Here is a 26,116-nt window from a genome sequence, read left to right as displayed (position 1 = left end):
GGCATCTGTCAGTGAACGAGGTCATGACGCGGATAGAATGAGACGATTTATTGGCAAAGGGTAGTACAGCTCGGTAATAAAACCTACCGAATCATACGGCTTTAGTGAGCTAACGCAAAAGCCGGCGCGGGCGCCGGCGATAAAGGGTCAAAGCAGGAACAGCGTCGCCAGGCCAAGGAAGATAAAGAAGCCGCCGGTGTCGGTCAGCGCGGTGATCAAGACGCTGGAGCCCACTGCCGGATCGCGCCCCATTTTGATCATGGTCATCGGGATCACCACGCCCATCAGTGCCGCCACCAACAGGTTGAGGATCATCGCCAGCGTCATCACGCCGCCCATCGCCCAGTCCCCGTACAGCAGCCAGGTGACTACCCCCATGATGCCGCCCCAGACCACGCCGTTGATAATCGCCACCCCCAGCTCTCTCAACATCAGACGGGAGATATTACCGACTTCGATCTGGTGCAGCGCCAGCGCGCGGACGATCATGGTGATGGTCTGGTTGCCGGTGTTGCCGCCGATACCGGCGACGATCGGCATCAACGCCGCCAGCGCCACCAACTGCGAAATGGTGTGTTCAAACATGCCGATGACGCGCGAGGCGATAAACGCGGTGCACAGATTGATAGCCAGCCACGCCCAGCGAGTTTTTACCGCTTTCATGACCGGGGCAAACACGTCCTCGTCCGGGCTCAGGCCCCCCATGCGGCGCAGGGTGGTGTCGCTTTCTTCGTTGACCACGTCAACGATCTCTTCAATGGTCAGGCGGCCCATCAGCTTGCCCTTGGCGTCGACCACCGGGGCGCTGATCAGGTCATAACGTTCGAACGCGCTGGCCGCCGCTTCGGCTCTGTCTTCCGGCAAGAAACGGGTGGGATCGCTGTCCATCACGTCCTGCACCGGGGTTTCCGGGTCGTTCAGCAACACGGCGGTCAGCGGCAACTCGCCCAGCAGGGTATTCTTGCGATCGGTGACAAAGAGTTTGTCGGTAGCCGCCGGGATGGTTTTACGCAGACGCAGGAATCGATGTACTGCCCCGAGCGTGACGTCCGGACGCACCGTGACCAGTTCAAAATCCATCATCCAGCCTACGGTGTCTTTACCGTAGTGGATCATCTCGCGTACCTGCGCGCGCTGATCCGGCTCAAGCGAGGTCAACAGGCGGCCCATCAGGTTACGCGGCAGATACTGCGCCAGATAGGCCTGTTCATCGACGTCCAGCGTCTTGATCGCTTTGAGCAGGTCTTTATCGCTCATCTCTTCGATCAGGCTGTCCCACACCGGTTCGGCCACTTCCACCAGCGTCTGGCCGCGCTTACTGTTGCCTACCAACCGCCACAGCGCCAGGCGTTCGTCCTGCGGCAGCGCTTCCAGCAGATCCGCCAGGTCGGCGGCGTGCATATCGTCCAGCAGGCCGGTGATTTCGGCGGTCTGGTTCAGCAGTTCGCTTTTGCTGAGTGCATTTTCATCCCCCGGCCGACCAAGAATGCCATCGACCAGGTCTTTATTGTTTAACAGCAGTGAAAGAATGCGCTGGCGATATTCAGCGACTTTTTTAACGTTATGCGTTGCGACAGACATGGTATTCCTTGCTGGCACTCAGTAGTCCTCACAGACGATCTCTACCCAAGATAGAACATAGTGAATGCAGGCGTCATTTTTATGAAATGGATGCAGGCGCTGAGGAATAAGTAAGGGGCCTGGCATACCCAAAAGGCGTTGGCCTTTGGCAGGCTGCTTAACTATTCGGTTGCCCTGCATGCTGAGGGTATCTTGCCGTCTCAGGGGGCGTCGTCCCGGTTTTCCTCGTGGATCTCTGTGGTGTTCTGAGGGGGGACGAGTTTTTTTTCCTGATGGTGCGGCACCGCAACCACGGCGGCATACAGCAGACGGCCAACTAAAATGATAAAGCTGATCAACAGCACTATCTTTGTCATTTGTCCGGTGGTTTTTTTACGCATATATCACCCGGCATGCCGGTTTCCTGTGCTATCTGATGCTGGAAATTGTAACCGGAATTTTAGGAGGGGATGACAAAAGTTGTCCATTTATTTCCGGCGTAAGCCGCCGGGCATTCCATCGTCGTTTAGGATAGGGATTCAGCTGCTTCGGCGTTTAATGCGCCCCCACCGCAGGGTGAGGGCGTCGGACTCAGGCTGAGCGTTTCTCGTCCTGCGAGCCTTCTTCTTCAATCATCAGTTTCCAGCCCACCACGTCGTTCCAGTAGGCTTGCTCACGTTCGAAATCCAGCTGTACCAGGTTGTTCTGCGCCAGATAGCCGGCCGGGAAGCGCAACGTCCAGTGGTTATCGTCGGTGCTAAGACGCAACGTCTCCGGCGTCGTGGTCGACTGGCGCTGGTTATTGAGCAGGGTGCTCAGGCGCAGCAACTGGATCAGCGGCAGATAATACTTTTTCTTGAACAGGTTCAGGCGCGGCAGTTCTTCGAGCTTGATGCCCTTGCGGTGGAAACGCACCAGCGCCGCCAGCAGCAATTGCTGTTCCTGATGGAAACCCGGCAGGTTGGTGTTCTGCAGAATATAGGCCGAGTGGCGGTGCATGCCGCTGTGGTTGATGCTCAACCCCACTTCATGCAACATCGCGGCCCACTTCAACAGCGCTTCCAACTGCGGATTCGCCAGTTTGGTGTTTTGCGCCATCCACTGCGAATACAGCAGCTCGGTGGTTTCCAGCACACGCTTGGCCTGCTCACGGTCAATATTGTAGTGATCGGCCAGGCTTTTGGCGGTGCGGCTACGGATATCCTGATGGCGGAAACGGCCTTCCATTTCGTACAGCACGCCTTCGCGCAGCGCGCCGTCGGAAAGGCGCAGATCGCGGATCGCCAGCGCATCGAACACGCCGCACAAGATCGCCAGACCCGGTACAAACACCGACTGACGGTCTTCGGATAATCCCGGCAGGCTCAGCGCGCTGAAGTTTTTAAACTGCAGCACCTGTTCCGCCAGCATCTCCAGCCGCTCCAGGGTGATCAGGCCGTCTTTTTCGCCCATCTCTACCAGTACTTCGTGCGCGGCCTTGATGGTGCCGGACGCGCCAAGAGCATACTGCCAGCCCTGAATGCGGTATTGCCAGGCCAGGGTTTCGAGCTTCTGCGCCGCCGCCAGGCGTGCGCGCTTGAAGTTGTTCTTGCTGATTTCGCCGCCTGGGAAAAACTGTTGAGCGAAGCTGACGCAGCCCATGCGGCGGCTTTCCGCCAGCAGTGGCTCAAAGTCTTCGCCAATCACCAGCTCAGTGGAGCCGCCGCCGATGTCGATCACCAGCTTGCGGCCTTTTTCCGGCTGCGTGTGTTCCACGCCCATAAAGATCAGGCGCGCTTCTTCCTGCCCGGCGATGATTTCAATCGGATAGGGGATCACTTTGGCCGCGCGTTTGAGGAACACTTCCGCGTTAATCGCCTGGCGCAAAGTATGGGTGCCGACGATGGTGACGTTATCCGCCGGAAAGCCTTGCAGCCGTTCGGCGAACAGCGCCAGGCAGGCAAGGCCGCGTTCTATTGCCTCTTCACTGAGCACATTGTTGCTGTCCAATCCATCGGCGAGGTGGACCCGCTGTTTTAAACGGCCCAACACCTGTAAGGCGCCGTTGACGACGCGGGCAATCACCATGTGGAAGCTGTTCGACCCAAGGTCGATGGCAGCGATTTCCTGCGGTTTGTTCGTTGCAGTGCTTTTTAGCGGCATAGTGGCTGGCCTACTGTCCTGGTTGTTCCAGAGCTTTTAAATACTCATAAATGGCAACCTGAGCGCGCACTTTACGGCGGTTGCCGCGCGGTACGTACTGGTTGCTCAGTTCTTTATCGAGGTAGCGTGCCTTGACCGTGTCGCTGAACAGGATTTCCAGAATATCCAGAACCCGTTGTTTCAGCGTTGGATCCAACAGCGAGACCGCCACTTCTATACGGTAATCTATGTTACGGGTCATCCAGTCGGCAGAGGACAGATAGACCAGTTTGTCACCTTTGTTGTCGAAAACGTAAACCCGATCGTGTTCCAGATAGCGGTCGACGATGCTGATTATCTGAATATTGTCACTGATCCCCGGCAGGTTGGGAATCAAAGAACACATACCCCGGACCAACAGGCGGATTTTTACGCCGGCGCCGGAGGCGGTATATAACCGATCTACCAGCCCTTTATCCACCAGATTGTTGATTTTCAGCATAATGCCGGCTGAGTGCCCGGCCCGGGCGTTGGCGATTTCCTGGTCGATCAATTCGTACAGCTTCAGGCGCGAATTTTGCGGCGACACCATCAGATTGTCGAAGGTCACCGGCCGGTACGGGTTCTCGATAAAGTTGAACACCCGGCGCACTTCATTGGTGATGCGCGAGTCGGCGGTCAGCAGTGAATAGTCGGTGTAAATACGCGCGGTTTTCTCGTTAAAGTTACCGGTACCGATATGAGCATAGCGCACAATATCGTCGCCTTCACGGCGCGAGATCAGGAACAGTTTGGCGTGAATTTTCAGCCCTGGCGCAGAGAAGATAACGTGCACGCCGGCTTCGGTCAGGCGCTTGGCCCAGTGAATATTGGCCTCTTCATCAAAGCGCGCCTGCAGTTCCACTACCACCGTGACTTTTTTGCCGTTGTGCGCGGCGTGGATCATCGACTCGATAATGCGCGAGTCTTTCGCTACGCGGTAAATATTGATTTTGATCGCCAGCACGCTGGGGTCAAACGACGCCTGGCGCACCAGCTCCAGCACGTGCTCGAAGGTATGGTATGGGTAGTAGAGCAGCACGTCCTGTTCGCGGATGGCGTCAAAGCCGTTGCGGAATTTATCGAACCAGATGTGGCGCAGGCGCGGCAGCGGTTTATTGACCAGGTTAGCCTTACCGACGTTCGGGAAGCTGATAAAGTCTTTAAAGTTATGGTAGCGGCCGCCGGCGATCACCGAATCATAGTTGGAGATGCCGAGCTTGCCGCGCAGCAGTTCCACCATTTCGTTCGGCATGTCGCGCTGATAAACGAAACGCACAGGTTCGGCGGTGAGGCGTTGTTTCAGGCTGGAGGACATCAGTTCCAGCAGGCTGGATTCCATTTCTGTCACCAGGTCGTATTCGGCATCGCGCGTCATTTTCATCGAATAGGCGTTGAGCGCATCGTAGTCGAAGAAGCCCTTGAAGATATCGTCCAGACAGTAACGCAGAATGTTGTCCAGCAGGATCATCGGTTTGCGGCGGCGCGGCGCTTCCGGCGGCAGGTTGACGAAGCGCGGTACCTTATCGGACGGTATCTCCAACAGCGCATACTCGATGCGCGTGCCGCGGATAATCTCTACCGCCAGATAGGTGTAATCGTCTTTCAGGAACTGCACCAGATTGGTGTCGTGGTTGATCAGGATCGGGGTGATGTGTTGGCGCAGATGCTGCTTGAAGTATTGGCGCAGCCAAGTCTGCTGGTTTTCCGACACCTGACGTTCGTTGATCAAGAAGATCTGGTTGCGTGCCATTTCCAGCAGCAGATCGTTATACAGGCTGTCGAATTCCTGATCGGTTTTTAATACCTTGGCCTGGATCTTCTTCAGCAAATGACGTGAAGCGCCGCCGGAGCCTTGCTCTTCGCTGATCAGAATGCGTCGTTTGAGATCGGCAAAGCGGACCTTATAGAACTCGTCGAGGTTATTGGAGTAAATGCCCAGAAAACGCATGCGCTCAATCAGGGGATTGCTCTTATCTGCGGCTTCCTGCAACACGCGTTCATTAAAGGATAACCAGCTTAATTCTTTTTCGATGTAGAGCTTTTCCTGACCCATTGCCACTCCAGTTCAATTTTAGAAAAGGACCGGGGACGCCCCCCAAAAGCCCATACTCTGCGTTGTCGGGCTTGAACGTAGCCCGGCCATGTCCTGCACCCTCAACCTTGATGATGGGCTTTTGAGTCCGCAACGGCCCGGGACACAGCCTATTGTCCTTCATCATTATTGCGAGAGATTGACAGGAAAGTCCAACATATCCATTGCGTTGGCACGGGGCATTTTGCGGTATAAAAAATATTTTTTCGGCGGTGCAGCCGCTGGTCAATATTGTCCGATATAAAATCTCGAATATGAATCCTTATTCTTTGCTATATGACCGACGTTTTCATCATTTTTCAGAAATATACTTGGCATAAAGTGGGTTTTGTTAGTGAAATAATCCAATTAATAGGTGGGGAACTTTGTCATGCAAACGTCACAAAACTGACATAAGATGCCCGGTTATTCTATGGCGCAAGCCTGATTACATCAGCGACAGCGAGAGACATGGCACAGACTACGGTAAACCAACATCCCCGGGATCGCCTGCGCGCGCGCATCGACCGGAGCGTGCAGGCGGCGGTGACCGTCAGCGGGCTGCTGGTGCTGATGACGCTCATGCTGATCTTCGTTTACCTGCTGTTTGCGGTGATGCCGCTGTTCAAACCGGCGGCGATGGGCAAGGCGCAGCCGCTGGCGATCGCGGCTTCAGCCCCGGCGCTGGCGTTGGGCATGGATGTGCAACAACGCATCGGTTATCGCATTGATGCGCAGGGCGCGGGTCAGTTTTACCGTCTGATGCCGCAAGAGGGTGCGAAGGCCGGCGAACTGCTGGCGCAGCAACCGCTGCTGGCCAAGCCGGCGTTGCTCGCCCAGGCTGCGGGCGAACGCGACTTGTTTGCTTTGGCGCAGGCCGATGGCCGGTTTATTGTCGCCAGCGCAGACTTTGCCGCGGCGGGATCGGCGGTGCCGCAGTGGGCGTTTCCGCTCGGGCAACGGCCACAGGCGCTGGATCAACGGGGCCGGCCGCTGACGCTGCTGACGCTGGCCGAGGCGCGGCGCGGCCAGTACTTGCTGGCCGGCGTCACCGACGATAACCGGTTGGTGTTTGGCCGTTTCGGTAACGAGCACCCGCCGCAGTTGAGCGCAAGCGCGCTGGAGAGTGCGCCGCAGCAGATCGTGCTGACCCCGGACGGGCGCCAGCTGTACCTTTTGACGGGTAATCGCCTGGCGCGTTACCAGATTAACGACACGCAGCTGCAGCTGAAAGAAACGCGCACCCTCGGGGAACATTCGCCTTATCAGCTGACGGCGTTGCCCGGCGGCAGCGCGCTGTTGATCGAAGCGGCTGACGGCAGCGTGCGCGAATGGTTCGACGTGGAAAAGAACCCGCGCTGGCAACTGACGCCGGTGCAACATTTCGAACACAGTGCCGAACCGCAAGATTTGCTGGTGGCCGAGCCTTATCGCCGGGTATTCGCTACCCTGCGGCCCGATGGCGGTTTCTCGCTGTTCTCGAGCATTCAGCCGCAGCCGTTGCTCAACGGCAGGCTGAGCAGTGGCGTTCAGCAGATGGCGTTCGCCCCGAGCGGCGACGGCCTGCTGCTGGAAACGGCGCAGGGCTGGCAGCACTATGCGATTGATAACCCTTACCCTGACGTGACCTGGCGTTCGCTGTGGCACAAGGTGTGGTATGAGAATTACCCTGAGCCGGCCTACGTGTGGCAATCGACCTCCGGTGAAGACAGCTATCAGGCCAAATTCAGCCTGATACCGGTGATTTTTGGCACCTTCAAGGCGGCGGGTTACGCGATGCTGTTCGCTATTCCGCTGGCGCTGGCGGGGGCGATTTACACCGCTTATTTCATGTCGCCCGGGCTGCGGCGGGTGATCAAACCGGCTATCGAGGTGATGGGCGCGTTGCCGACGGTGGTTATCGGGCTGGTGGCCGGCATCTGGCTGGCACCGGTGATTGAACATTATTTGCTGGCGGTGCTGTCGCTGCCGGTGCTGCTGGCGGTAGCGGTGTTGGCCTGTGGCGCAGTGGTGAACCGGTTTGCGCCGCGGCGGTTACCGCCAGGTTTCGATCTGCTGCTCCTGCTGCCTTTGATATTGCTGACCGTCTGGCTGACGTTCAGCGTTGGGCCGTGGCTGGAAGTGAAACTGTTCGGCGAACCGCTGCATTTCTGGCTGGGCGATGATTATGACCAGCGCAACGCGCTGGTGGTCGGCGTGGCGATGGGATTTGCGCTGGTGCCGATTATCTTCTCACTGGCGGAAGACGCCTTGTTCAGCGTACCGGCTACGCTCAGCCAGGGATCGCTGGCGTTGGGGGCGACCCAGTGGCAAACCGTGATGCGCGTGGTGTTGCCTTCGGCCAGCGCCGGTATTTTCTCGGCGCTGATGATAGGGTTTGGCCGGGCGGTGGGCGAGACCATGATTGTGTTGATGGCCACAGGCAATACGCCGATTATCGACGGCAGCCTGTTCCAGGGCCTGCGTGCGCTGGCGGCCAATATCGCGATAGAAATGCCCGAGGCGGTAGCCGGCAGCAGCCATTACCGGGTGCTGTTCCTTACCGCGCTGGTGCTGTTTATTTTCACCTTCGTGTTCAATACGCTGGCGGAGGCGGTTCGTCTGCGTCTGCGTAAACGCTATACCCTGAATCAGGAGGCGCCATGAAGCACTGGGTGAAAAGCGGCTCGCCGTGGATCTGGCTGACCGCCGGTTCGGTGACCGTCAGCCTGCTGGCGTTGCTCGGTATCATGCTGCTGTTGGCCGGGCAGGGAATGCGCTATTTCTGGCCCAGCCCGGTTTACCAGTTTGAGCTGAATCAGAGCGCGGCCGGCCCGGTGATGATGATCGGCGAGCTGTACCAGCAGCAAAGCATTCCCCGCCGCCAGTTGCAGGAGTCCGGCGTTGCGCTGCCGGCGGGGAATGCGCAGAACTTCGAACGTTATCTGATCAAAGTCGGCAACCGCGAGAGCGAAGGGCAGGATTTCCGTACGCTGCTGGCCAGCGACATCCTGCGGCAGAGCACGCCGCGTGACCTGCTGGTGCTGGAGCGCAACAGCAACGGCACCGCTTATGGTTATTTGGCGGGGATGCTGGAAGATGGCCAGCCTTTGACCGGGCGCAATATCAACCAGGCGTTACAGCAGCGTTTGCCGCAGATTGCCGCGCTTTCGCGGCAGGCGCATGACATTCAATTTCGCGATATGGCGCGCATCAACCAAAGGTTCGATACACTGCGCCTGCGCGAGAAGAGCCTGCAGCGCGATGACAAATTGGACGCTCGTTCGCAGGCGTCCATCAGGGCTGAAAGGCTGGAGTTGCAACGCCAATATCGGCAGTTGTCCGACCGGCTGGAAGGGCTGAACCGCGATCGCCAGCGCGATGCGCTGTTGCTGCGTGACATGCACGGGCAGGTTCATACCATTGCGCTCAGCCAGGTGCGCGATGCCTGGTATCCCAATGCAATGAACACCACCCAGAAGCTGGCGCATTGGGCCGATCAGGTGAAGAAATTCCTCAGCGACAGCCCGCGTGAGGCCAATACCGAAGGCGGCGTGTTCCCGGCGATTTTCGGCACCGTGCTGATGGTGATCCTGATGTCGATAGTGGTGATGCCATTTGGCGTGATCGCCGCCGTTTACCTGCACGAGTATGCCGGCAATAATTTGCTTACGCGGCTGATCCGCATTGCGGTGGTCAATCTGGCCGGCGTGCCGTCGATTGTTTATGGCGTGTTTGGCCTGGGGTTCTTCGTTTATATGATTGGCGGTACCCTCGATCAGCTGTTTTACCCGGAGTCGCTGCCCAACCCGACCTTCGGTACGCCTGGCGTGCTGTGGGCGGCGTTGACGCTGGCGTTGCTGACGCTGCCGGTGGTGATCGTCGCTACCGAGGAGGGGCTGTCGCGCATTCCCGCCACGCTGCGCCAGGGATCCTTGGCATTAGGCGCCAGCCGTGCGGAAACGCTGTGGCGTATCGTTCTGCCGATGGCCGCGCCGGCGATGATGACCGGCCTGATCCTGGCGGTGGCGCGCGCCGCCGGGGAAACGGCGCCGCTGATGCTGGTGGGCGTGGTGAAATCCGTGCCGGTGCTGCCGGTGGACGATATTTTCCCGTATCTGCATCTGGAGCGGAAGTTTATGCATCTGAGCTTCCAGATTTACGATATGGCCTTCCAGAGCCCGAGCGTGGAAGCTGCCCGGCCGCTGGTGTTCGCCACGGCGTTTCTGCTGGTGACGATTGTGGTGGGGTTAAATCTGGCGGCGATGGGCATCCGCCATTCGCTGAGGGAGCGGTACAGAGCATGGTCGCAGTAACAATGACGTTATTTCTGGGGAGTGCGTAATGGGTTTGATGACGCCAGGCAGTTTGCCCCGGCTGGATGTCCAGCATCTTGATGATGAACATACCGCGCTGGCGGTGAACGGCCTCAACCTGTTTTATGGCGAGAAACAGGTGCTGCACAATATTTCGCTGCGTATTCCTAAGCACCGCGTTACGGCGCTGATCGGCCCTTCCGGTTGCGGTAAGTCGACGCTGCTGCGCTGTTTTAACCGCATGAACGATTTGGTGGATAACTGCCGGATCGAAGGTGAGTTGCAGCTCAACGGGCAGGGCATTTCCGGTACGCAGATCGACGTGGCGGCGCTGCGGCGGCGGGTCGGTATGGTGTTCCAGCGCCCTAATCCGTTCCCGAAGTCGATTTATGAAAACGTGGTCTATGGTCTGCGGCTACAGGGCATGCGCGACCGGCGGATCCTGGACGAGGCGGTGGAGCGTTCGCTGCGCGCCGCAGCGCTGTGGCATGAGGTCAAGGATCGGTTGCGCGAGAATGCGTTCCGCCTTTCCAGCGGCCAGCAGCAGAGGCTGGTGATTGCGCGGGCGATAGCCATTGAGCCGGAAGTATTGTTGCTCGATGAACCGACCTCGGCGCTGGATCCGATCTCCACCCTGACCATCGAAGAGCTGATCTCCGCGCTGAAACAGCAGTACAGCGTGGTGCTGGTTACCCACAACATGCAGCAGGCGGCGCGGGTGTCCGATTACACGGCGTTTATTCACCAGGGGCAACTTGTGGAATACAACGCGACCGACGATATCTTTACGTCACCGCGTCAGCGCCGCACCGAGGACTATATTACAGGGCGTTACGGTTAAGGATTGTTGGGCGCAGCAGGCTGCGCCCCGTTCCACTGGAGCCCGTTAGCTTCAATGCCCTTTAGTTCATTACGTCGCTCGTCCTCCCGCTCCTTCACGGTTATCCCCTGAACTTTCGCTATTTTCTGCACTTTGAATAAAAACAATTCTCATTCGTATGGACGAGAAGGGATAAATGTTTATAATTCGCTAATCTATGTAATTTATCGTAAATGGATGTTTTTAAATGTGTGCATGGAAGCTATGCATCTGGGCTTTGGCGTTTATGGCCAGTGTCGGGCGTTTTCATTGCGTTCAGGCAGCGGAAATTGCCAGCCCGGTAGACCGCGACAGCATTACCCAACAGCAAAAAACGTTGCTGGAACAAGCGCAGCAGCAGCGTGAAGCACTGCAAAGCAATGTCGCGTTGCCTGCATTACCGCTGCCTGTGGCGAGTGCGGGCGAGGAAACCTGCCACAACGTGCAACGCATTGTATTTCAGGGGGCGGAACACCTCTCCTGGTCGGTGAAAGAAAAACTGGCAAAACCCTACCAGGGCCGTTGCCTGACATTGAGCCACATCAATCGCCTGGTGCGAGAAACCACCAATGCCTATCTGCAACGCGGCTATATCACCTCGCAGGCCTTCCTGCAGGATCAGGATATTTCTGGCGGTACGTTGATCATCAGCGCCAATGAAGGACGGGTCGAATCCATTACGCTTGATGGAGAAAACACGCTGGCGTTACGTATGGCGTTCCCCGGCAGGGTCGGTGAGGTATTGAACCTGCGGGATATTGAACAGGGGATGGAACAGCTCAATCGGTTGCCCTCACAGCCGGTGAGCATCGATATCCAGCCTGGAACGCATTCTGGTTATTCAAACGTGGTATTGCGGCGCAGCTCCGCGCGTTTGCCCGTTGCACTTTCTTTTGGTGCAGACAACAGCGGCCAGAAAAGCACGGGCACCGGGCAGATGAATGCCGGCATAACGTTGGATAATCCGTTGCGCCTTGCCGAACAGTGGTCATTTTCTGCGGCACGTAACAGCGATTTCAGCCATAGCCATCGCAGCCGCAGCCTCAACGGCGGCGTGACCTTGCCCTACGGCTACTGGTTATTCAGCTATCAATATGCCTGGAATGATTTTTTCCAGAACGTGCCGTTCAATGGCGACGCTTACCGCTATAAGGGAAATAGTCAAACCCAGCGTTTGGGTGCCAACCGCACGCTGTTGCGGGACGGTACGCGCAAGTTTTCTGTCGACATAGGGCTGACGCGCAGGCGTACAGAGAACCAACTGGCGGGTGAACGTCTGGCTATCAGCAGCCCGACGCTCAGCGTATTTAGCCTCGGCGGGAATTATAGCGCGGTCGCCGGGCGCGGCTATCTGACGCTGAACCCGACGGTAAGCCACGGCCTACGGATGTTGGGTGCTTCCACGGATGACCCGGAGCATACCAATGCGCCGCGCAGCGAGTTTCGCAAACTCAGCCTCAGCGCCAGTTACTTCTATCCTCTGACTCCCTCTTTGTACTACCTGACATCAGCCTACGGGCAAACTACGCCGGATAACCTGTACTCCAGCGAGCGCGTCTCCGTTGGCGGGCAGTATTCGGTTCGCGGCTTCAAGGAGCAATACCTGACCGGCAATCGCGGTGGGTACTGGCGTAACGAGCTCAACTGGCAATGGATGACGCAGCCGGGGCTGGGGGACCTCTCTTTGATTGGCGCGCTGGACACCGGCTGGGTGCAGGGGCGCGCCGGGCAAATCGACGGTGGAAACGTCAGTGGCATGGCGCTGGGCGCTTTGCTGAATGGGCGATGGTTCAATCAGTCGTTCACCGTCGGTAAACCCCTGAAGCACCCTGGCAGTTTGCAACCGGATCATTGGGTGGCCTACTGGCAAGCCGCCTTCACGTTATAACGTCAGCACAGGGTAAGACGCCCGCAGATGTCTAAAACCAACATCATTTCAAAGGAGTGAATAATGGATAAGCTCAACCACCCGTTACCCCGGAGTATCAGCTATCTGCTGATTTATCTGACGGCGCTGCAGCCATTGCACCCCGCCTTTGCCGCGGGTATCAACGCCGCTAACGGCAACACTCAGGTCCATATGAAGCCGGGTAATGTACCGGTGGTGAATATCGCCACGCCGAACGGTGCGGGCATTTCTCATAACACCTATAAGGATTTCAACGTCGGGGCTCCGGGTGCTGTGCTGAACAATGCGACACAGGGCGGAAAAACGCAGTTAGGTGTCGATATTATCAACGGCAACCCCAACCTCAAGGGTAAACCGGCCGATTTGATCATCAACGAAGTCACCGGCGGTAGCCGCTCCGAACTGCAGGGCAAGCTCGAGGTGTTCGGCAACAAGGCCAACGTGATGATCGCCAACCCCAATGGTATCAGCTGCGACGGTTGTGGTTTTATCAACGCTCCTGGCGTCACCCTGACTACCGGTAAACCGCAGTTCGACAAGCAGGGCGCGCTGGAAGCGCTGGAGGTGAAAAAGGGCGGCGTCACCATCGGCGGCAAAGGGCTGGACGGCAACAGCGCCGACTACGTCGATATCATCAGCCGCGCCACCGAGCTGAATGGCAAGATCAACGCCAACAATCTGTCTCTCACCCAAGGGGCTAACCGCGTCAGTTTCAAAGACGGCACCATCAAGCCTATCGCCGGCGAAGGCGCTAAACCTGTTCTCGCGGTGGACACCAAAGCATTGGGCGGTATGTACGCCAACAAAATCCGTCTGGTGGCAAACGAGGACGGGGTTGGGGTAAACCTAAATAATATCAATAGCACGCAACGCGATGTCACACTTACCGTTAATGGACGTATTGAACTGGGACAAGCGCATGCACAAACGGATTTGAACGTCAGTGCCAGAGAGGTTCATATTGCCTCCGGCGTTAAGGTCCGTGGCGAACGCGACGTGACGCTGGCTGCCGATACGCTTAACAACAACGGTAATGTGACTGCCCACCGGGATATGCGGGTGTTTGCAGACACAGTGCGTAATGTTGAACTGCGTGACGGAGACAACACGGCGTTGCACAGCAACAACAATTTATGGATCCAGAAAGATGCGCAGGGCAATAAATCCAAACAGATAGAAAACCGCTCCGCTCGAATTCAAACCAACAGCGGTGATTTGGTTATTCGTACCAACAAACTCGATAACGTGCGACAGACGTTTGAAACCAGCACGGAATACCAGCGTGATTATCAAACCCAGTTTCCTCATATGTATATTATGGGAGGGCTGGAGATTGATCCTTCCGATCCGCGTATCCAAACACAATATATCACCGTTGTCGACAAACCTAGTGGGTTGACCCAATGGTTGGGGGACGTTGATTTTGCAAAAACTCCCCATGTCAAATTGGCTCACAGTGAGTTAATACTGAAAAGCGCTAGCTCCCCGGGCATTATCGAGTCAGGAAGAAACGCTTATTTATATGGTGATATGCTTTATAACCACGCCAGCAAAATTTCAGCGTTAAAGGATCTGATACTGACGGGGCAAAACCTCCACAATACAGGCGCTATGTTTGGGGTGTTGGATACTTATCGGCAATACTCTTTGCCTAAGCTACCTGATGGGGAGAGCTTGAGTAATACGATAAAAGGTCCATACACAGGTGATTCCAAAAATACCGTCCAACAACACGTCAATTTAAATCAAGTTGACGAAAAAACCGCATGGAAGAATACATCAATTCTAATGGGAGAATTGACTGCCGGGGCTAATCTGGTGGCGGACTTCAAAAACCGGATAGACATCAATACGCCAACGCCGAATGAAAGTCAGCTCAATGACGTCAATGCGACCGGTCGCCCCGAAACCGTCAAAGGGCAGAATGTACTCCTGCATGCGGCCAACATCGTCAGCACCGACGCCATTAACGTCAGCGGCAATCTCACTGCCATCGCCGAAGACCGCATCGTGCTGGGGCAGGGCATTCTGTCCGCAGGTAAAGCGCTGGATTTGAGTGCCGGCAACGCCATTGATGCCTGGCAAAGCGAACTGAAAGGGCAGGACGTCACGCTGACCGCCCGCACCGGTGAAATCAAGATCCACACCAGTGAAAAGCCTAACTATTACCACCCGGACGGCGTTCGCTGGCTGGGCAGCCTGCAGGCCTCACGTGACCTGACGTTGACAGCAGGCAGTACCATTACCCTACTCAATACATTACTGGCGTCGCAAAGCCGCAACGTCAGCATGACGGCCCCTGGCAGCATCTCCATCATTAAGAATGACGCCATTTTGACGCGTAATCGTCCCGGCGAAGACCTGTCGGCGGACAAGCGACTGCAATACTTCAACGGCCTGCTTCAGGTCGGTGCGATGAAGGCCACCGGTTCGGTCTCGCTCAACAGTGGCGGCTATCTGGCGTTGCGCGGCACCAACATCCATGCCGGCAAGGACGTGACGCTGCTGGCCGGGCACAATGCCGACCTCAACTACCGTGCACTTGACGGCAATTATGGCCATCCCTTTGTATCCTCGCGCACCCCAGAACTGGGCAGCCGGATACACGCCGGTGGCGACCTGTTGATTAACTCGGCCCGTGACCTGGGCACCCAGGGTGGCACGCTCTCTGCCAACGGCAACATCACGTTGCTGGCCGGGCAAAACCTGTGGCTGTCCAACGTGTCTTATTCCGCCATCGATGCCGCCAACGACAACAACAAGGATGACCGTCATGCGGTAACGGCTATCAATGCTGGAAAAAACCTGACGGCAGCGGCCAACAATCAGTTACTGACGTACGGCGCCAAACTCACCTCCGGCGGCAATATGACCCTGACATCTGGTGCCGACATGCGCTTTGAGGCGGTGCAAAACCACACCTACCGCGAGGGCAACAAGGAATTTACCGAAACACGAACCCAGCAGGGTACTGAACTGAATGCCGGTGGCCTGATGACGGTGATTTCCGGTGGCAGCATTTTGTTCCAGGCGACCAAACTGGTGGTTAAGGGGTTGGGGGCCAACTGGAAGCCGCCGGTCGCGGTGACTGACTGGGGCCAGCGCATTGCGGTAGCTGAGCAGCAGATTCAGAATGCGCAGCAGCGCATTAATCAGGCACAGCAGGAAAAAACAAATGCTGAACACGTTGTGACGCAACGCCTTTCGTCCGTTCAGCAAGCAGAAGCCGCCGTCAGGGATGCTGAGGAAAGACGGGACGAGTTTATGAGTAATAATCCACCTCACGAATATGGCAGCGGCTGGTCAGCTGAAGTAGGGAGTTGGGATAAGTTTGTAGCGCAACGTGAAGCAGAACTTGGTGCTGCCAGAAATAGTCTGGCTGCTGCTCGAAATGACGTCGCACAGGCTGAGCAGCGAATTAATCAAGGCAACAACACAAAAAACGAGGCGCAATCACGCCTGACTATCGCTCGCAATGAGGCGCAAAGCAAGGGGGCTGATGAAACCAAACAAAAAGCCCAGGTCGACGCCCACAACCAGGCCGAAGCCATGCGAGCCGGCAATATGGATATCGCCGCCAAGGGCGGTTATCTCTATGCTCAGGCGATGGAAGAGTCCAGCCACTACGAGAAAACCGAGAAGAAACGCAAATGGTGGGGCAAGAAAACCGAAGTTAAGCAGACTCGCCATGATGTAACCAATAAGGTCACCGAGTTTACTGCCGCCGGCAACATCAACCTAATGAGCCGCGACGACAGCACCTATGAAGCCAGTAAAATCGCCGCTGGGCAGAATGCTCGATTAACCAGCACATATGGGCAGGTCAACTTCCGTGCCGTAAAAAATACCTCCTTCGAGCAAACGATCAGCAACTCGAAAGGTTTCTTCATCAAGCAATCCAATAAAGGTTATGAAGACAACAAGTGGGTGCTGCCGAGCATTCATACTGGCGGTACGCTGACCGTCGATGCGGCAAAGGGTGTTAGCGCCGACGTGAAGGCGAAAAACGGCCAGGTGCTGCAAAGCGCGATAGATGCGCTGGGTAATACGCCGGGCACCACCTGGGTAAAAGACCTCAACAAACGCAACGACGTGCAGTGGAACACCGTCAAGGACGCCTACGACAGTTGGGACTACAAGAGCCAACACCTGAACCCGGTGGTGGCGGCGGTGATTGCCATTGCGGCGGCGGCAGTGACAGCGGGCAGTTCGCTCACGGCGCTAGCTGCCAGCAATGTTGCCGGGGCCATTGGTGGCGGTGCAGTGACCAGTGGTGCAGTGACGGCCGGGATGTCGTCGCTTGCCTCTCAAGCGGCAGTGGCATTGGTGGAAAATCAGGGCAACCTATCGAAAACCCTGAAAGCGCTGGGCAGTAACGAAAGCGTCAAGGCGACCGCGACCGCCATGGCGATTGGCGGGGCGCTCAACGGCTTTGACAGTGCGATGGGTTGGAGCAAGGACGCGGCGGGCAAACCGCTCAACCCGAACAACGTCAAGTTGCCGCAGTTGAGCAATGGTGACTGGAGCAAGGTGGCTCAGCGGGTGGCGGGGCAGTCTGTTATCAGCTCCAGCCTGAACACCACCATCAATGGCGGCAGCTTTAAGGACAATCTGACCAATGCGCTGCTGGCTAATATCGGCAGCCAGGTTCAGGCCGAGGGCGCCAACCTGATCGGGGATAACGGCGAAGTCCTGGGTGCGGCCGGGAAGTCAGTTAGCCATGCGGTCGTGGCTGGCGTCGCCGCGGAAATCGGACGCGGTGACGGTAAAGGTGCGGCTGCAGGGGCGTTGGCGGCGGAGCTGGCTGGCGTGATACTGGGCGACAACATTATTAAGCCCGATGAGTGGCAAAAAAAATCAGAACAGCAGGCGCAAATGGCGCGGGTACTGGGCGCGGCTGCCGGTGCCGTTTTCACTGGCAAACCTGGTGGAGCTTATAGTGGTGCCACCGGCGGTGAGAATGCGTTCCGATACAACTACCTCAGCCACAAACAACAGGAGCTGATGGAGAAAGATTTGGCGGCCGCGAAATCGCCGCTGGATAAAGCGCTAGTACTGGCAAACTGGGGGATAACGAGCCATACCCAAGATGGCGCCTTTGCTGCCGGGGTGGTGTCGGGTATCCCGGTTGAAATTAGTGATATGGTGGATGGCCTGGTGGCAGTGGCCAGTAATCCGCGTGACGCTGCTGATACGTTGATAGCCCTGATAAAAAGTGATGAACGGTTCTCGATTATTGGCGAAAGTGTGAAACAGGAATACCTGGGGCGGGTCGAGGCGTTCAAGACGAAGTATGAATACGCGGGCATTGATGGGGCTTACGGAGCCGGGCTGGAGTTTGGTAAACTGTCGATGGCCGGGCTGGGGCTGTTTGCGGGGGCGGCAGGCGCAGGTAAGCTAGGTGTTAAGGTAACTACCAATAGCATCAAGGCGTTAGAGAAAACAACGGTAAAAGATCTAACAACGTTAGGGTTAACCCGAGAGCAGCAGGCGATAATAAAAAATGCTGAAGGGATTTCTACTGCGAAAGCTCACCAAGCAACCGCCCCCCGTGATTTGAATGAGCAGGTGTTATGGAATTTGGTGAAAAAAAATCCTGAAAAGGGATTCGTTCTTGATTTAAATAAAGACTCTAACTTTTCTGCTACCGCTGGATTTCAAAAAATGCAAGTCACACATAAGTTACAAGACGGTGATTCAATCACTATTCACTATCAGTATAACAAGTATACAGATAGGGCATATGATATGAAGTTTGACTCACCAAAACGTAATTAATTGCAGCCAGACTCATCCATTAAGGGAGATAAGATGTTATGAAAATAAAAGAGCGCGATGGTACTATAATTGACGTTTTTGCGTTCTACGCAATAGAAGGGCATAAATATTTTTATGGTCTGCCGCCACGTTATGGCGCACTGCTAGCATATAGGGCTGACCAAGTAACGATTGCCGATCCTAATATATCATGGAAGTCTGTGTATTTTTCTAATGGCATATTTCATCATTCCTTGATAGATGACGAATTGCTTGATGGTTTAATAGAAAGAGATGAGGGAAATTATAAGAATTTTGTAGCTATCCTGAAGGCAGAGGGATCTATCCGGCAAGATTTTCCTGATGATTTAGATTAACCTAAACGACGGCTCTTCGGAGCCGTTTCATTTATTCAGAACAAAGGCACAGCAAACGCTTAACCCTAACAACGTCAAACTACCCCAATTGAGCAATGGCGATTGGAGCAAGGTGGCGCAGCGGGTGGCGGGGCAGTCTGTTATCAGTTCCAGCTTGAACACCACCATCAATGGCGGCAGCTTTAAGGACAATCTGACCAATGCCCTGTTGGCCAACATCGGCAGCCAGATTAATGCCGAAGGGGCGAAGCTGATTGGCGATAACGGCGAAGTATTGGGTGTAGTCGGTAAATCTGTCAGCCATGCGGTGGTGGCGGGTGTGGCGGCGGAAATCGGACGTGGTGACGGTAAAGGTGCGGCGGCAGGGGCGCTGGCGGCGGAGCTGGCTGCAATCACATTGGGTGATATTTTTACAGAGCCGGCAACGCGGGACGCTAAAGTGCAGTCTGCAGGGCGTATTATTGGCGCGGTAACCGGTGCAGCTATCACTAACTCTGCCAAGGGAGCCAGCAGCGGAGCCTCCGCTGCTGAGAATGTGCTGGTTTACAATTTCCTGATGCATGATGAACCGGCAAAAATGGCGAAGAAGCTTACCGACTGCAAAGGTAATAGCGGTTGCGAAATCAATGTTTGCCGGGAAATGGCACAATTGTCGGCGAAAAATGAAAAAAGTTTTGAATCCTGTCGGATTTCGGGCAATGGGGACTGTATCAACGATATGTTATTGGGGATCTCTGATGCAACTGGCTTCAGGGAACTGGGTCTCCAACTGGGATTTGATATTGCTTCGCAGGCTATAAAAATCTCCTTGCTGATATTTTTCATTGTTTCATATTTAATTGATGGCATAGAAATGGTTTCTCTAATACCGGGTGCTATTTTTGTGGTTGCTCGGTAATTTTCTTGATATGTTGATAGTTGAGGTTTTAATTTATTTGTATTTATTTTTTATGTATTTATACAGCAAATGGATGTTTGTTTTCATATAAGGAGAAGTAGAATCATGGATATTGATTCAAGCTATGTTAAAGATATTATAATTCCAATTTTAACGTTATTAGTGTCAATCGCGCTCCCCACTGGGAAATGGTGGTTCTCACGCAGGTTAAAAGGCCGTGATAACCGGCGTAGCCGACAATTTGATGTCGTTAGCAATGTTAAACGATTATCGGTGTTGTCACACATCCAAACATTGCGGGATAAGCCGCAGGACGGCATGGTGCTACTGCAAATCAAAGCGCTTTATGAAAGCATCGGGATTTGTTTGCCGGTGTGGGTTGCGCATCAACTGATGGACTATCTTGGCCGTGCATCATTACCGTTGAATAGCCTCTCTCTGAACTGTTTTTTACGCCGTGTTTCGCTTACCTCAGTCAAGAGCGGTGTCTTTTCCCTGGATGCCAACCGGCTGCGGCACCAGCGTATCGGGTCTGTAGTCTTTCTGATTGTCAGTGCGTTGGCGATCACCTACGGTTTTTACGTCACCGTACTCCCCCTGGGGGAAAGTGAAGCTACCGCCAGCAATACTTCTTGGTTTTTATTCTTTTTCGTTACCTATGTTGCGATGGCAATCTTCGTCGTAGTCTGGTCAATTGACGAATGGAGTTCTCTGGGGCAAGTCAATGATTTCTGGCAGGAATGGCAACCTCATTTGTGCCAAACGGAAGTGGAGTATCAGGTGCGATGTCTGCATGAGCGTAGCGTTACGACAGCGGATAGCGAGCCTGTTTTAGAACCAACGCCCATCAAAGACATGCCGCCTGTCAGGAAATCGCAGCGGGGGTGGCTAATGCGCCTGCTGGGTAAGAAGAAGTGAAAAGATAAGATGTGCCGATAACGAGTAAGGGGCCTATCGCTGATATGGCCCCTTTTTGATAACGGCGTCAGTCGTTAGTAGTTATTGCGGATGCGAATAGCCTCCTCCACCCAATCGGCCAGGTTTTCTTCGATGTACTTGTAGACGTTGGTGCTGGTTAAATAGGGCGGATCGTAGGCTTTAGCGATCGCAGAGAGCTTGTTCTCGCCCAGCTTGATGTAATCCAACGGGTTATTACCTTTAGCGGCCTGCTCGCCGGTGCTGTCCTTCAGGTTGTGAATGTAGACCACCAACACCCCCATGCCTTTTTTCCAGGCTTCGCAAATCTCGTGATTGATCCATTTGCGATTTGCCGTGTCTTTACCTGCTAGAATAATAATGCAGCTGCGGTTGGTCAGCTGAGTTTGGATCCAGTCGGCAATGGCCGCATCGCCACCTTTTGTGACCTCCTCCCAGTCGTTATCCCTGGCTGGCGGGTTACCTTCCAGGCTGCCTATACTGCGCACTTGCGAAACACGCCAGTTGTCGGGCTGGTAGTGGAAACTGTAAAAGCATCTTCTGGTCATGAGGGATTCTCCTTGGCAATGATATCGATGAGTTCCAACAGGCGCGTTTTCTTCTCCGCCAGCTTTCCCGGCTCATTAAGCTGGTCCAGCAGCGCCATGGCGGCGGGATTGTGGTGATAAAAGGTGTCGGTCATTTCCTCCTTGATGATTTGATAGAGAACGGCGGATACGTAGCCGGTGCAGCCGACCGGAATGCAGATGCAACCTTGTTCGTTGGCGATGGCGAACTCTTTCAGCAGACCATCGGCATCGGCCAATGCACCCTGAGCGTCTTTTTTGTTGCCGAATAAAAAGACGGCAATGCCGCTGAGTGAGATCATGCGCTGACGGTACTCATGCCAGAGTTCAGGCAGCGCTGTGCCGCCGCTGGCAAACTGCGGAAAGGGGCGCAGGATGAGTTGGCTTTCGGTTATTTTTCCCTGGCTTCCATAGATAGCTTCCAGCGCACCATTGATCACCGCCGTCCCTATGCCCCAGCCAAAACCGTTAACGATACGGAACTGTTTGCGGATAAGCTGGCCCGCCAGGCGGTGCAGGCATTGAATGGACTCTTCGCGTGTATAGGGTGCGTAGCTTTCAGCGCTGCCTGAAATGAATACGGTGCTTTTCTTGAACTGAGTTTCGATAGCCAACAGCAGGCGAGTGATGTCCTGATAATCATCTACCAGCAGCGTTTGGATGCTGTAACGGCGCAGGTCGTTGATCATCAGCGTTTGCTTGCGGCTGTTGTAATCGCATGCTGCCTGATCCTCACTGCCGTTATCGCCGAGTTGAACCCGGCGCATGACGCAATAATGGTTTCTGTTCCCCTCACCATGTTGCATATAGAGGCGGCTAAGGACGTATTGCAGATTGGGATCTTCAAAGCTGAAACCGATAAACAGGAAGGTTTTGGCGGTGAGTTCCGCCATCAGCATATTGATAAATGGCGCGTGAGAGCGAGGATAGGCTTCATATTGCTGCCGGGTGATAATGGCTTCGTTAGGCGTTCTGTAATCACCATGCATCTTGTATAAAACCACATCACGTTTGTGAATATTGTTGGTCAGGCCGATGGGCGTGGTTTTGATATCGCATACGCGGTTATAACGGGCATAGGTTTTTTCGAAAAGATCGTCGTAGTTGGTGGTCCAAAGCGACGAAATGGGTAATCGAGCGATCGCCCGATGATTTTCCGTTTCCTGCGCCTGTTCGGCAAACTCGGTGACAATCTTCTGATTGATTTTATGCCGGTTACCTTTTTCATTGAGATGAAATTGTGCCAGTGAAATAAGATCGCTTTCTTTCTCAATATCCAGTTCCAGCTCGTAGGCGATATCGCTGATAAGCTCTTTCCAGCTGACGAAACCAGCAGGGATGGATAAACCGGCGCCGGCAAACAGAGCGGCGGAGCCCGCCTTGATGTCATTAACATAATCACGAATAAACAACTCTATATCGCGCGATAACATATAGGTTCCTTCCTGTGAATAATATTTTTTTATTTGTTGATGAATATCTATTTATTTGGTGAATATAATTAATTTTATGTTATTAAATACATTAGTAGAGCATGGGTGTTAAGTAAAATAATTTAAATTCATTCATTGCGTGAATGTGATTAAGTGATTTTTTTCGAATTTTTATTAATATTAAAAATAAAGGGTAAATGCGAGCCAGTAGGTCGCGTTATTATTAGGGAATCGAACGGTTTTTTGCCGTTAATATTGGTGAAGGGTATGGCGTATTACGCCGGTTGCCTAATCAGCGGCAACCGGTATTCTATTTCCCTATTTAACCAAAGGCTTATTGCCAGGCGTTTTGAACTTCGCCAGATACTGCGGCTGGAAGATGCACATGCGCAGCACGGTGCGGTATTCGCCGTTAACGAAGAACTCGTCAATCAGTTCGCCTTCCACTTCGAAGCCCAGCTTGCTGTAGATGTGGATCGCCTTCGGGTTTTCTTTGTCGACGATCAGGTACAGCTTGTACAGGTTCAGCACCGAGAAGCCGTAATCCATCGCCAGCTTGGCGGCGGTGCTGGCGTAGCCTTTGCCCTGATGGGCCGGATCGATGATGATCTGGAATTCTGCGCGGCGGTGGATGTGGTCGATCTCCACCAGTTCCACCAGCCCGACCTTGGCGCCTTCGTGGGCGATGATAAAACGCCGTTCGCTCTGATCGTGGATGTGTTTGTCGTAGAGATCGGAAAGCTCGACAAAGGCTTCGTAAGGTTCTTCAAACCAATAGCGCATCACGCTGGCGTTGTTGTCCATCTGGTGGACGAACGCCAGATCATCCCGTTCCAATGGACGTAGCCTGACGCTGGTAGTGCTGGACATGTGTGTTCCTCTATGTCGTGGGTAAGTACCAATGATAATACTGGACAATATATTATGGTAAGAATGCCGGTTTGAGTCGCGTATTTTTTGGTAACCAAAGCCGCTATACTGCCTTAAATATAAACACCTCAGAGAGTCCAAACTTTATGGTGATCAAAACCTCCCTCTCCACCCAGCCCATAGCTGAGGTAACCGAACAAGGCGAAAGTTACGATCGTTGGTTCCGGGCCAAGATTGAAGCAGCTACTAACAGCGAAAAACCAAGAATTCCGCACGAGCAGGTCATGAACGAGATGCAAATTCGTTTAGCTGCAAAGAAAAAGATACGCAAAATGGAATGATTGATACGGATAGAATGGAGTCGTGAAGCTCAGGAAGAGCTATGGAACATTATTGATTATATTGATGATGGAAACCCGCAGGCGGCGCTCATTTTACAGCGCGAGATCGAAACGGCGGTGCATTCGCTGTCGCTGAATCCCTTTATGTACCGGTTGGGCAGAGTAGATAACACTCGTGAGATTGTCGTCCATCCCAACTACCTGATTGTTTATAGAATCATCGGACATATAGAAGTTCTTAGTGTTATTCACGCTAAACGAGAATATCCCTGAAGAACAAACCCCGGCTAAAAGCCAGGGTTTGAGGAGTAAATCAAGATAGGCGATCAGTCCGCTGCGTGCCCCTGTTCCGGCAGGCGTTCACCGTCCAGCCAGGCGGCGTTATCACGCATCGCCAGCCGGCCTTCGGCAAACCAGTTCACCACCAGCGGGTAAATGGTGTGTTCCTGGGTTTGCACCCGTTCAACCACCTCGTCTTCCTCGTCGCCGGGGAAAATCGGTACCTTGGCTTGCAGGATCACCGGGCCGCCGTCGAGCTGTTCGGTCACGAAGTGCACCGAGGTGCCGTGTTCGCTGTCACCGTTGTCGATGGCCTGGCGGTGAGTATGCAGCCCAGGGTATTTCGGCAGCAGAGAAGGGTGGATATTCAGCATGCGGCCTGCATAGCGCTGCACGAACTGCGGGCTGAGAATGCGCATATAGCCGGCCAACACCACCAGATCCGGCTGGTACCGGTCGATGGCGTCCGCCAGCGCAGCGTCAAACGCCGCGCGGTCGGCAAAGGCCTTGGCATCCAGCGCATGGGCGGCAATGCCTGCCGCTTCTGCGCGTTGCAGGCCGTAAGCCTGCGCCTTGTTGCTGAACACCGCCACAATGTCGGCGGCAATCCGGCCCTGCTGGCAGGCGTCAATCAGTGCCTGGAGATTACTCCCCTGGCCGGAGACCAACACCACGATCTTTTTCATCAGTTGATGACCACTTGTTGTTCGTCGGAAGATGCGGTCAGTTTACCGATCTTCCACGCTTTTTCACCGGCTGCGGTCAACAATGCGATGGCTTGTTCAACGGATTCTTCCGGTAGTGCGATGACCATGCCCACGCCACAGTTAAAGGTGCGGTACATTTCGTGGCGGCTGACGTTACCGGCCTGCTGCAGCCAGCTGAATACCGCCGGCCACTGCCAGCTTGATTCGTCGATCACCGCCTGCATGCCTTCCGGCAGCACGCGCGGGATATTTTCCCAGAAACCGCCGCCGGTCAGGTGAGCGATAGCGTGCACGTCGATTTTCTCGATCAGTTCCAGTACCGATTTCACGTAAATCTTGGTCGGCTCCAGCAGGTGGTCAGCCAGCGGTTTGCCTTCCAGATCGGTGGTGGTTGGATCGGTGTTGCTGACTTCCAGGATTTTGCGCACCAGCGAGTAGCCGTTGGAGTGCGGGCCGGAAGCGCCCAGCGCGATCAGTGCGTCACCGGACTGCACTTTGCTGCCGTCGATGATTTCGGATTTCTCGACCACGCCGACGCAAAAGCCGGCCACATCGTAATCTTCGCCGTGGTACATACCCGGCATTTCGGCGGTTTCACCGCCCACCAACGCACAGCCGGACTGCTTGCAGCCTTCGGCGATGCCGGTGATTACGCTGGCCGCGGTGTCCACGTCCAGTTTGCCGGTGGCAAAGTAATCCAGGAAGAACAGCGGCTCAGCGCCCTGTACCACCAGGTCGTTCACACACATTGCGACCAGATCGATGCCGATGGTGTCGTGGCGTTTCAGGTCCATCGCCAGACGCAGCTTGGTGCCTACGCCGTCGGTACCGGAAACCAGGATCGGCTCGCGGTATTTCTGCGGCAACGCACACAGGGCGCCAAAACCGCCCAGACCACCCATCACTTCCGGGCGGCGGGTCTGTTTAACTACACCTTTGATGCGGTCTACCAATGCATTGCCAGCATCGATATCGACACCTGCGTCTTTATAGCTGAGAGAGGTTTTGTCGGTCACTGCGCGATCCCCACGACGGTTTGCGGTTTGAATACGGTGCATCCGGCGTTGATACCGGAATAAGGCGCGGCAATTCTAA

18 protein-coding genes and 1 pseudogene are annotated in these 26,116 nt (G+C 54.8%); 10 read left to right on the top strand and 9 right to left on the bottom strand.

Going from position 1 to position 26,116, the window contains the following annotated elements; all coding sequences use genetic code 11:
- Positions 1 to 147 precede the first annotated feature (147 nt).
- The 4 genes from mgtE to ppk1 all read right to left on the bottom strand — a co-directional run bounded on the left by mgtE (position 148) and on the right by ppk1 (position 5,776).
- A complete protein-coding gene (mgtE, locus tag JEM67_RS20510; protein ID WP_199637103.1) occupies positions 148 to 1,581 on the bottom strand; it encodes a magnesium transporter in 1,434 nt (477 codons plus the stop codon).
- Positions 1,582 to 1,781: 200 nt separating this feature from the next.
- Complete coding sequence (locus tag JEM67_RS20505) at positions 1,782 to 1,961, bottom strand: YfgG family protein (protein WP_199637105.1); 180 nt, start codon at positions 1,959 to 1,961, stop codon at positions 1,782 to 1,784.
- A gap of 190 nt (positions 1,962 to 2,151) precedes the next feature.
- A complete protein-coding gene (gene ppx / locus JEM67_RS20500; RefSeq protein ID WP_013814092.1) occupies positions 2,152 to 3,702 on the bottom strand; it encodes an exopolyphosphatase in 1,551 nt (516 codons plus the stop codon).
- Between the two features lie 10 nt (positions 3,703 to 3,712).
- Positions 3,713 to 5,776, bottom strand: coding sequence for a polyphosphate kinase 1 (gene ppk1, locus JEM67_RS20495; protein WP_013814091.1), 2,064 nt, complete (start codon positions 5,774 to 5,776; stop codon positions 3,713 to 3,715).
- 489 nt (positions 5,777 to 6,265) lie between these two features.
- Between ppk1 and JEM67_RS20490 the strand changes: the two genes are divergently transcribed.
- From JEM67_RS20490 to JEM67_RS20455, 8 genes and pseudogenes are all read left to right on the top strand, one after another.
- Positions 6,266 to 8,440 carry an ABC transporter permease subunit gene (locus tag JEM67_RS20490; protein ID WP_199637107.1) on the top strand — a complete coding sequence of 725 codons (2,175 nt, stop codon included), beginning with the start codon at positions 6,266 to 6,268 and terminating at the stop codon, positions 8,438 to 8,440.
- A complete protein-coding gene (gene pstA / locus JEM67_RS20485; RefSeq protein ID WP_199637109.1) occupies positions 8,437 to 10,089 on the top strand; it encodes a phosphate ABC transporter permease PstA in 1,653 nt (550 codons plus the stop codon). The genes JEM67_RS20490 and pstA overlap by 4 nt, the downstream gene beginning before the upstream one ends.
- 28 nt (positions 10,090 to 10,117) lie before the next feature.
- Positions 10,118 to 10,930 (top strand): phosphate ABC transporter ATP-binding protein PstB, encoded by an 813-nt coding sequence (gene pstB, locus JEM67_RS20480; RefSeq protein WP_199637111.1) that lies wholly within the window; start codon positions 10,118 to 10,120, stop codon positions 10,928 to 10,930.
- 226 nt (positions 10,931 to 11,156) lie between these two features.
- Positions 11,157 to 12,836, top strand: a complete 1,680-nt coding sequence (locus JEM67_RS20475; RefSeq protein ID WP_199637113.1) for a ShlB/FhaC/HecB family hemolysin secretion/activation protein — start codon at positions 11,157 to 11,159, stop codon at positions 12,834 to 12,836.
- Between the two features lie 63 nt (positions 12,837 to 12,899).
- Positions 12,900 to 18,635, top strand: a complete 5,736-nt coding sequence (locus JEM67_RS20470) for a DUF637 domain-containing protein (RefSeq protein ID WP_426406334.1) — start codon at positions 12,900 to 12,902, stop codon at positions 18,633 to 18,635.
- A gap of 38 nt (positions 18,636 to 18,673) precedes the next feature.
- The gene (locus tag JEM67_RS20465; RefSeq protein WP_199634696.1) at positions 18,674 to 18,991 is read left to right on the top strand and encodes a hypothetical protein; all 318 of its coding nucleotides are present in this window, start codon (positions 18,674 to 18,676) and stop codon (positions 18,989 to 18,991) included.
- A 46-nt stretch (positions 18,992 to 19,037) separates the two neighbouring features.
- A pseudogene (locus tag JEM67_RS20460) lies at positions 19,038 to 19,386 on the top strand (DUF637 domain-containing protein); the annotation flags it as partial.
- 608 nt (positions 19,387 to 19,994) lie between these two features.
- A complete protein-coding gene (locus tag JEM67_RS20455; protein ID WP_199634695.1) occupies positions 19,995 to 20,807 on the top strand; it encodes a hypothetical protein in 813 nt (270 codons plus the stop codon).
- Between the two features lie 74 nt (positions 20,808 to 20,881).
- Here the strand turns inward: JEM67_RS20455 and JEM67_RS20450 are convergent, their stop codons facing one another.
- The 3 genes from JEM67_RS20450 to speG all read right to left on the bottom strand — a co-directional run bounded on the left by JEM67_RS20450 (position 20,882) and on the right by speG (position 23,694).
- The gene (locus JEM67_RS20450) at positions 20,882 to 21,373 is read right to left on the bottom strand and encodes a TIR domain-containing protein (protein WP_199634694.1); all 492 of its coding nucleotides are present in this window, start codon (positions 21,371 to 21,373) and stop codon (positions 20,882 to 20,884) included.
- Positions 21,370 to 22,824 (bottom strand): SIR2 family protein, encoded by a 1,455-nt coding sequence (locus JEM67_RS20445; RefSeq protein WP_199634693.1) that lies wholly within the window; start codon positions 22,822 to 22,824, stop codon positions 21,370 to 21,372. Before JEM67_RS20445 ends, JEM67_RS20450 begins: the two co-directional genes overlap by 4 nt.
- Positions 22,825 to 23,142: 318 nt before the next feature.
- Positions 23,143 to 23,694: a spermidine N1-acetyltransferase gene (gene speG / locus JEM67_RS20440; RefSeq protein WP_199634692.1), complete on the bottom strand. Its 552-nt coding sequence runs from the start codon at positions 23,692 to 23,694 to the stop codon at positions 23,143 to 23,145.
- A gap of 71 nt (positions 23,695 to 23,765) precedes the next feature.
- Between speG and JEM67_RS20435 the strand changes: the two genes are divergently transcribed.
- Both JEM67_RS20435 and JEM67_RS20430 read left to right on the top strand, forming a co-directional pair.
- Positions 23,766 to 24,035 (top strand): type II toxin-antitoxin system RelB family antitoxin, encoded by a 270-nt coding sequence (locus JEM67_RS20435; RefSeq protein ID WP_233527530.1) that lies wholly within the window; start codon positions 23,766 to 23,768, stop codon positions 24,033 to 24,035.
- Entirely contained in the window at positions 24,036 to 24,308 is a 273-nt protein-coding gene (locus tag JEM67_RS20430) for a type II toxin-antitoxin system RelE/ParE family toxin (protein WP_233527529.1), read from the top strand.
- Between the two features lie 53 nt (positions 24,309 to 24,361).
- On the opposite strand, the gene purN is transcribed toward JEM67_RS20430, so the two are convergent.
- Together purN and purM are read right to left on the bottom strand one after the other, a co-directional pair.
- Positions 24,362 to 25,000 carry a phosphoribosylglycinamide formyltransferase gene (gene purN, locus JEM67_RS20425; RefSeq protein ID WP_013814081.1) on the bottom strand — a complete coding sequence of 213 codons (639 nt, stop codon included), beginning with the start codon at positions 24,998 to 25,000 and terminating at the stop codon, positions 24,362 to 24,364.
- A complete protein-coding gene (purM, locus tag JEM67_RS20420) occupies positions 25,000 to 26,037 on the bottom strand; it encodes a phosphoribosylformylglycinamidine cyclo-ligase (protein ID WP_006316901.1) in 1,038 nt (345 codons plus the stop codon). The genes purN and purM overlap by 1 nt, the downstream gene beginning before the upstream one ends.
- Positions 26,038 to 26,116: the final 79 nt, after the last annotated feature.

The organism is Serratia sp. PAMC26656 (genome assembly GCF_016469055.2).
GTDB classification, from domain to species: Bacteria; Pseudomonadota; Gammaproteobacteria; order Enterobacterales; family Enterobacteriaceae; genus Serratia; species Serratia plymuthica.
This window is presented reverse-complemented; position numbering and strand designations above follow the sequence as displayed.

Excerpts from the sequence above, each read along its gene's own strand:
- mgtE (WP_199637103.1), bottom strand. The coding sequence starts at position 1,581 with ATGTCTGTCGCAACGCATAACGTTAAAAAAGTCGCTGAATATCGCCAG.
- JEM67_RS20505 (WP_199637105.1), bottom strand. The coding sequence starts at position 1,961 with ATGCGTAAAAAAACCACCGGACAAATGACAAAGATAGTGCTGTTGATC.
- ppx (WP_013814092.1), bottom strand. The coding sequence starts at position 3,702 with ATGCCGCTAAAAAGCACTGCAACGAACAAACCGCAGGAAATCGCTGCC.
- ppk1 (WP_013814091.1), bottom strand. The coding sequence starts at position 5,776 with ATGGGTCAGGAAAAGCTCTACATCGAAAAAGAATTAAGCTGGTTATCC.
- JEM67_RS20490 (WP_199637107.1), top strand. The coding sequence starts at position 6,266 with ATGGCACAGACTACGGTAAACCAACATCCCCGGGATCGCCTGCGCGCG.
- pstA (WP_199637109.1), top strand. The coding sequence starts at position 8,437 with ATGAAGCACTGGGTGAAAAGCGGCTCGCCGTGGATCTGGCTGACCGCC.
- pstB (WP_199637111.1), top strand. The coding sequence starts at position 10,118 with ATGGGTTTGATGACGCCAGGCAGTTTGCCCCGGCTGGATGTCCAGCAT.
- JEM67_RS20475 (WP_199637113.1), top strand. The coding sequence starts at position 11,157 with ATGTGTGCATGGAAGCTATGCATCTGGGCTTTGGCGTTTATGGCCAGT.
- JEM67_RS20470 (WP_426406334.1), top strand. The coding sequence starts at position 12,900 with ATGGATAAGCTCAACCACCCGTTACCCCGGAGTATCAGCTATCTGCTG.
- JEM67_RS20465 (WP_199634696.1), top strand. The coding sequence starts at position 18,674 with ATGAAAATAAAAGAGCGCGATGGTACTATAATTGACGTTTTTGCGTTC.
- JEM67_RS20455 (WP_199634695.1), top strand. The coding sequence starts at position 19,995 with ATGGATATTGATTCAAGCTATGTTAAAGATATTATAATTCCAATTTTA.
- JEM67_RS20450 (WP_199634694.1), bottom strand. The coding sequence starts at position 21,373 with ATGACCAGAAGATGCTTTTACAGTTTCCACTACCAGCCCGACAACTGG.
- JEM67_RS20445 (WP_199634693.1), bottom strand. The coding sequence starts at position 22,824 with ATGTTATCGCGCGATATAGAGTTGTTTATTCGTGATTATGTTAATGAC.
- speG (WP_199634692.1), bottom strand. The coding sequence starts at position 23,694 with ATGTCCAGCACTACCAGCGTCAGGCTACGTCCATTGGAACGGGATGAT.
- purN (WP_013814081.1), bottom strand. The coding sequence starts at position 25,000 with ATGAAAAAGATCGTGGTGTTGGTCTCCGGCCAGGGGAGTAATCTCCAG.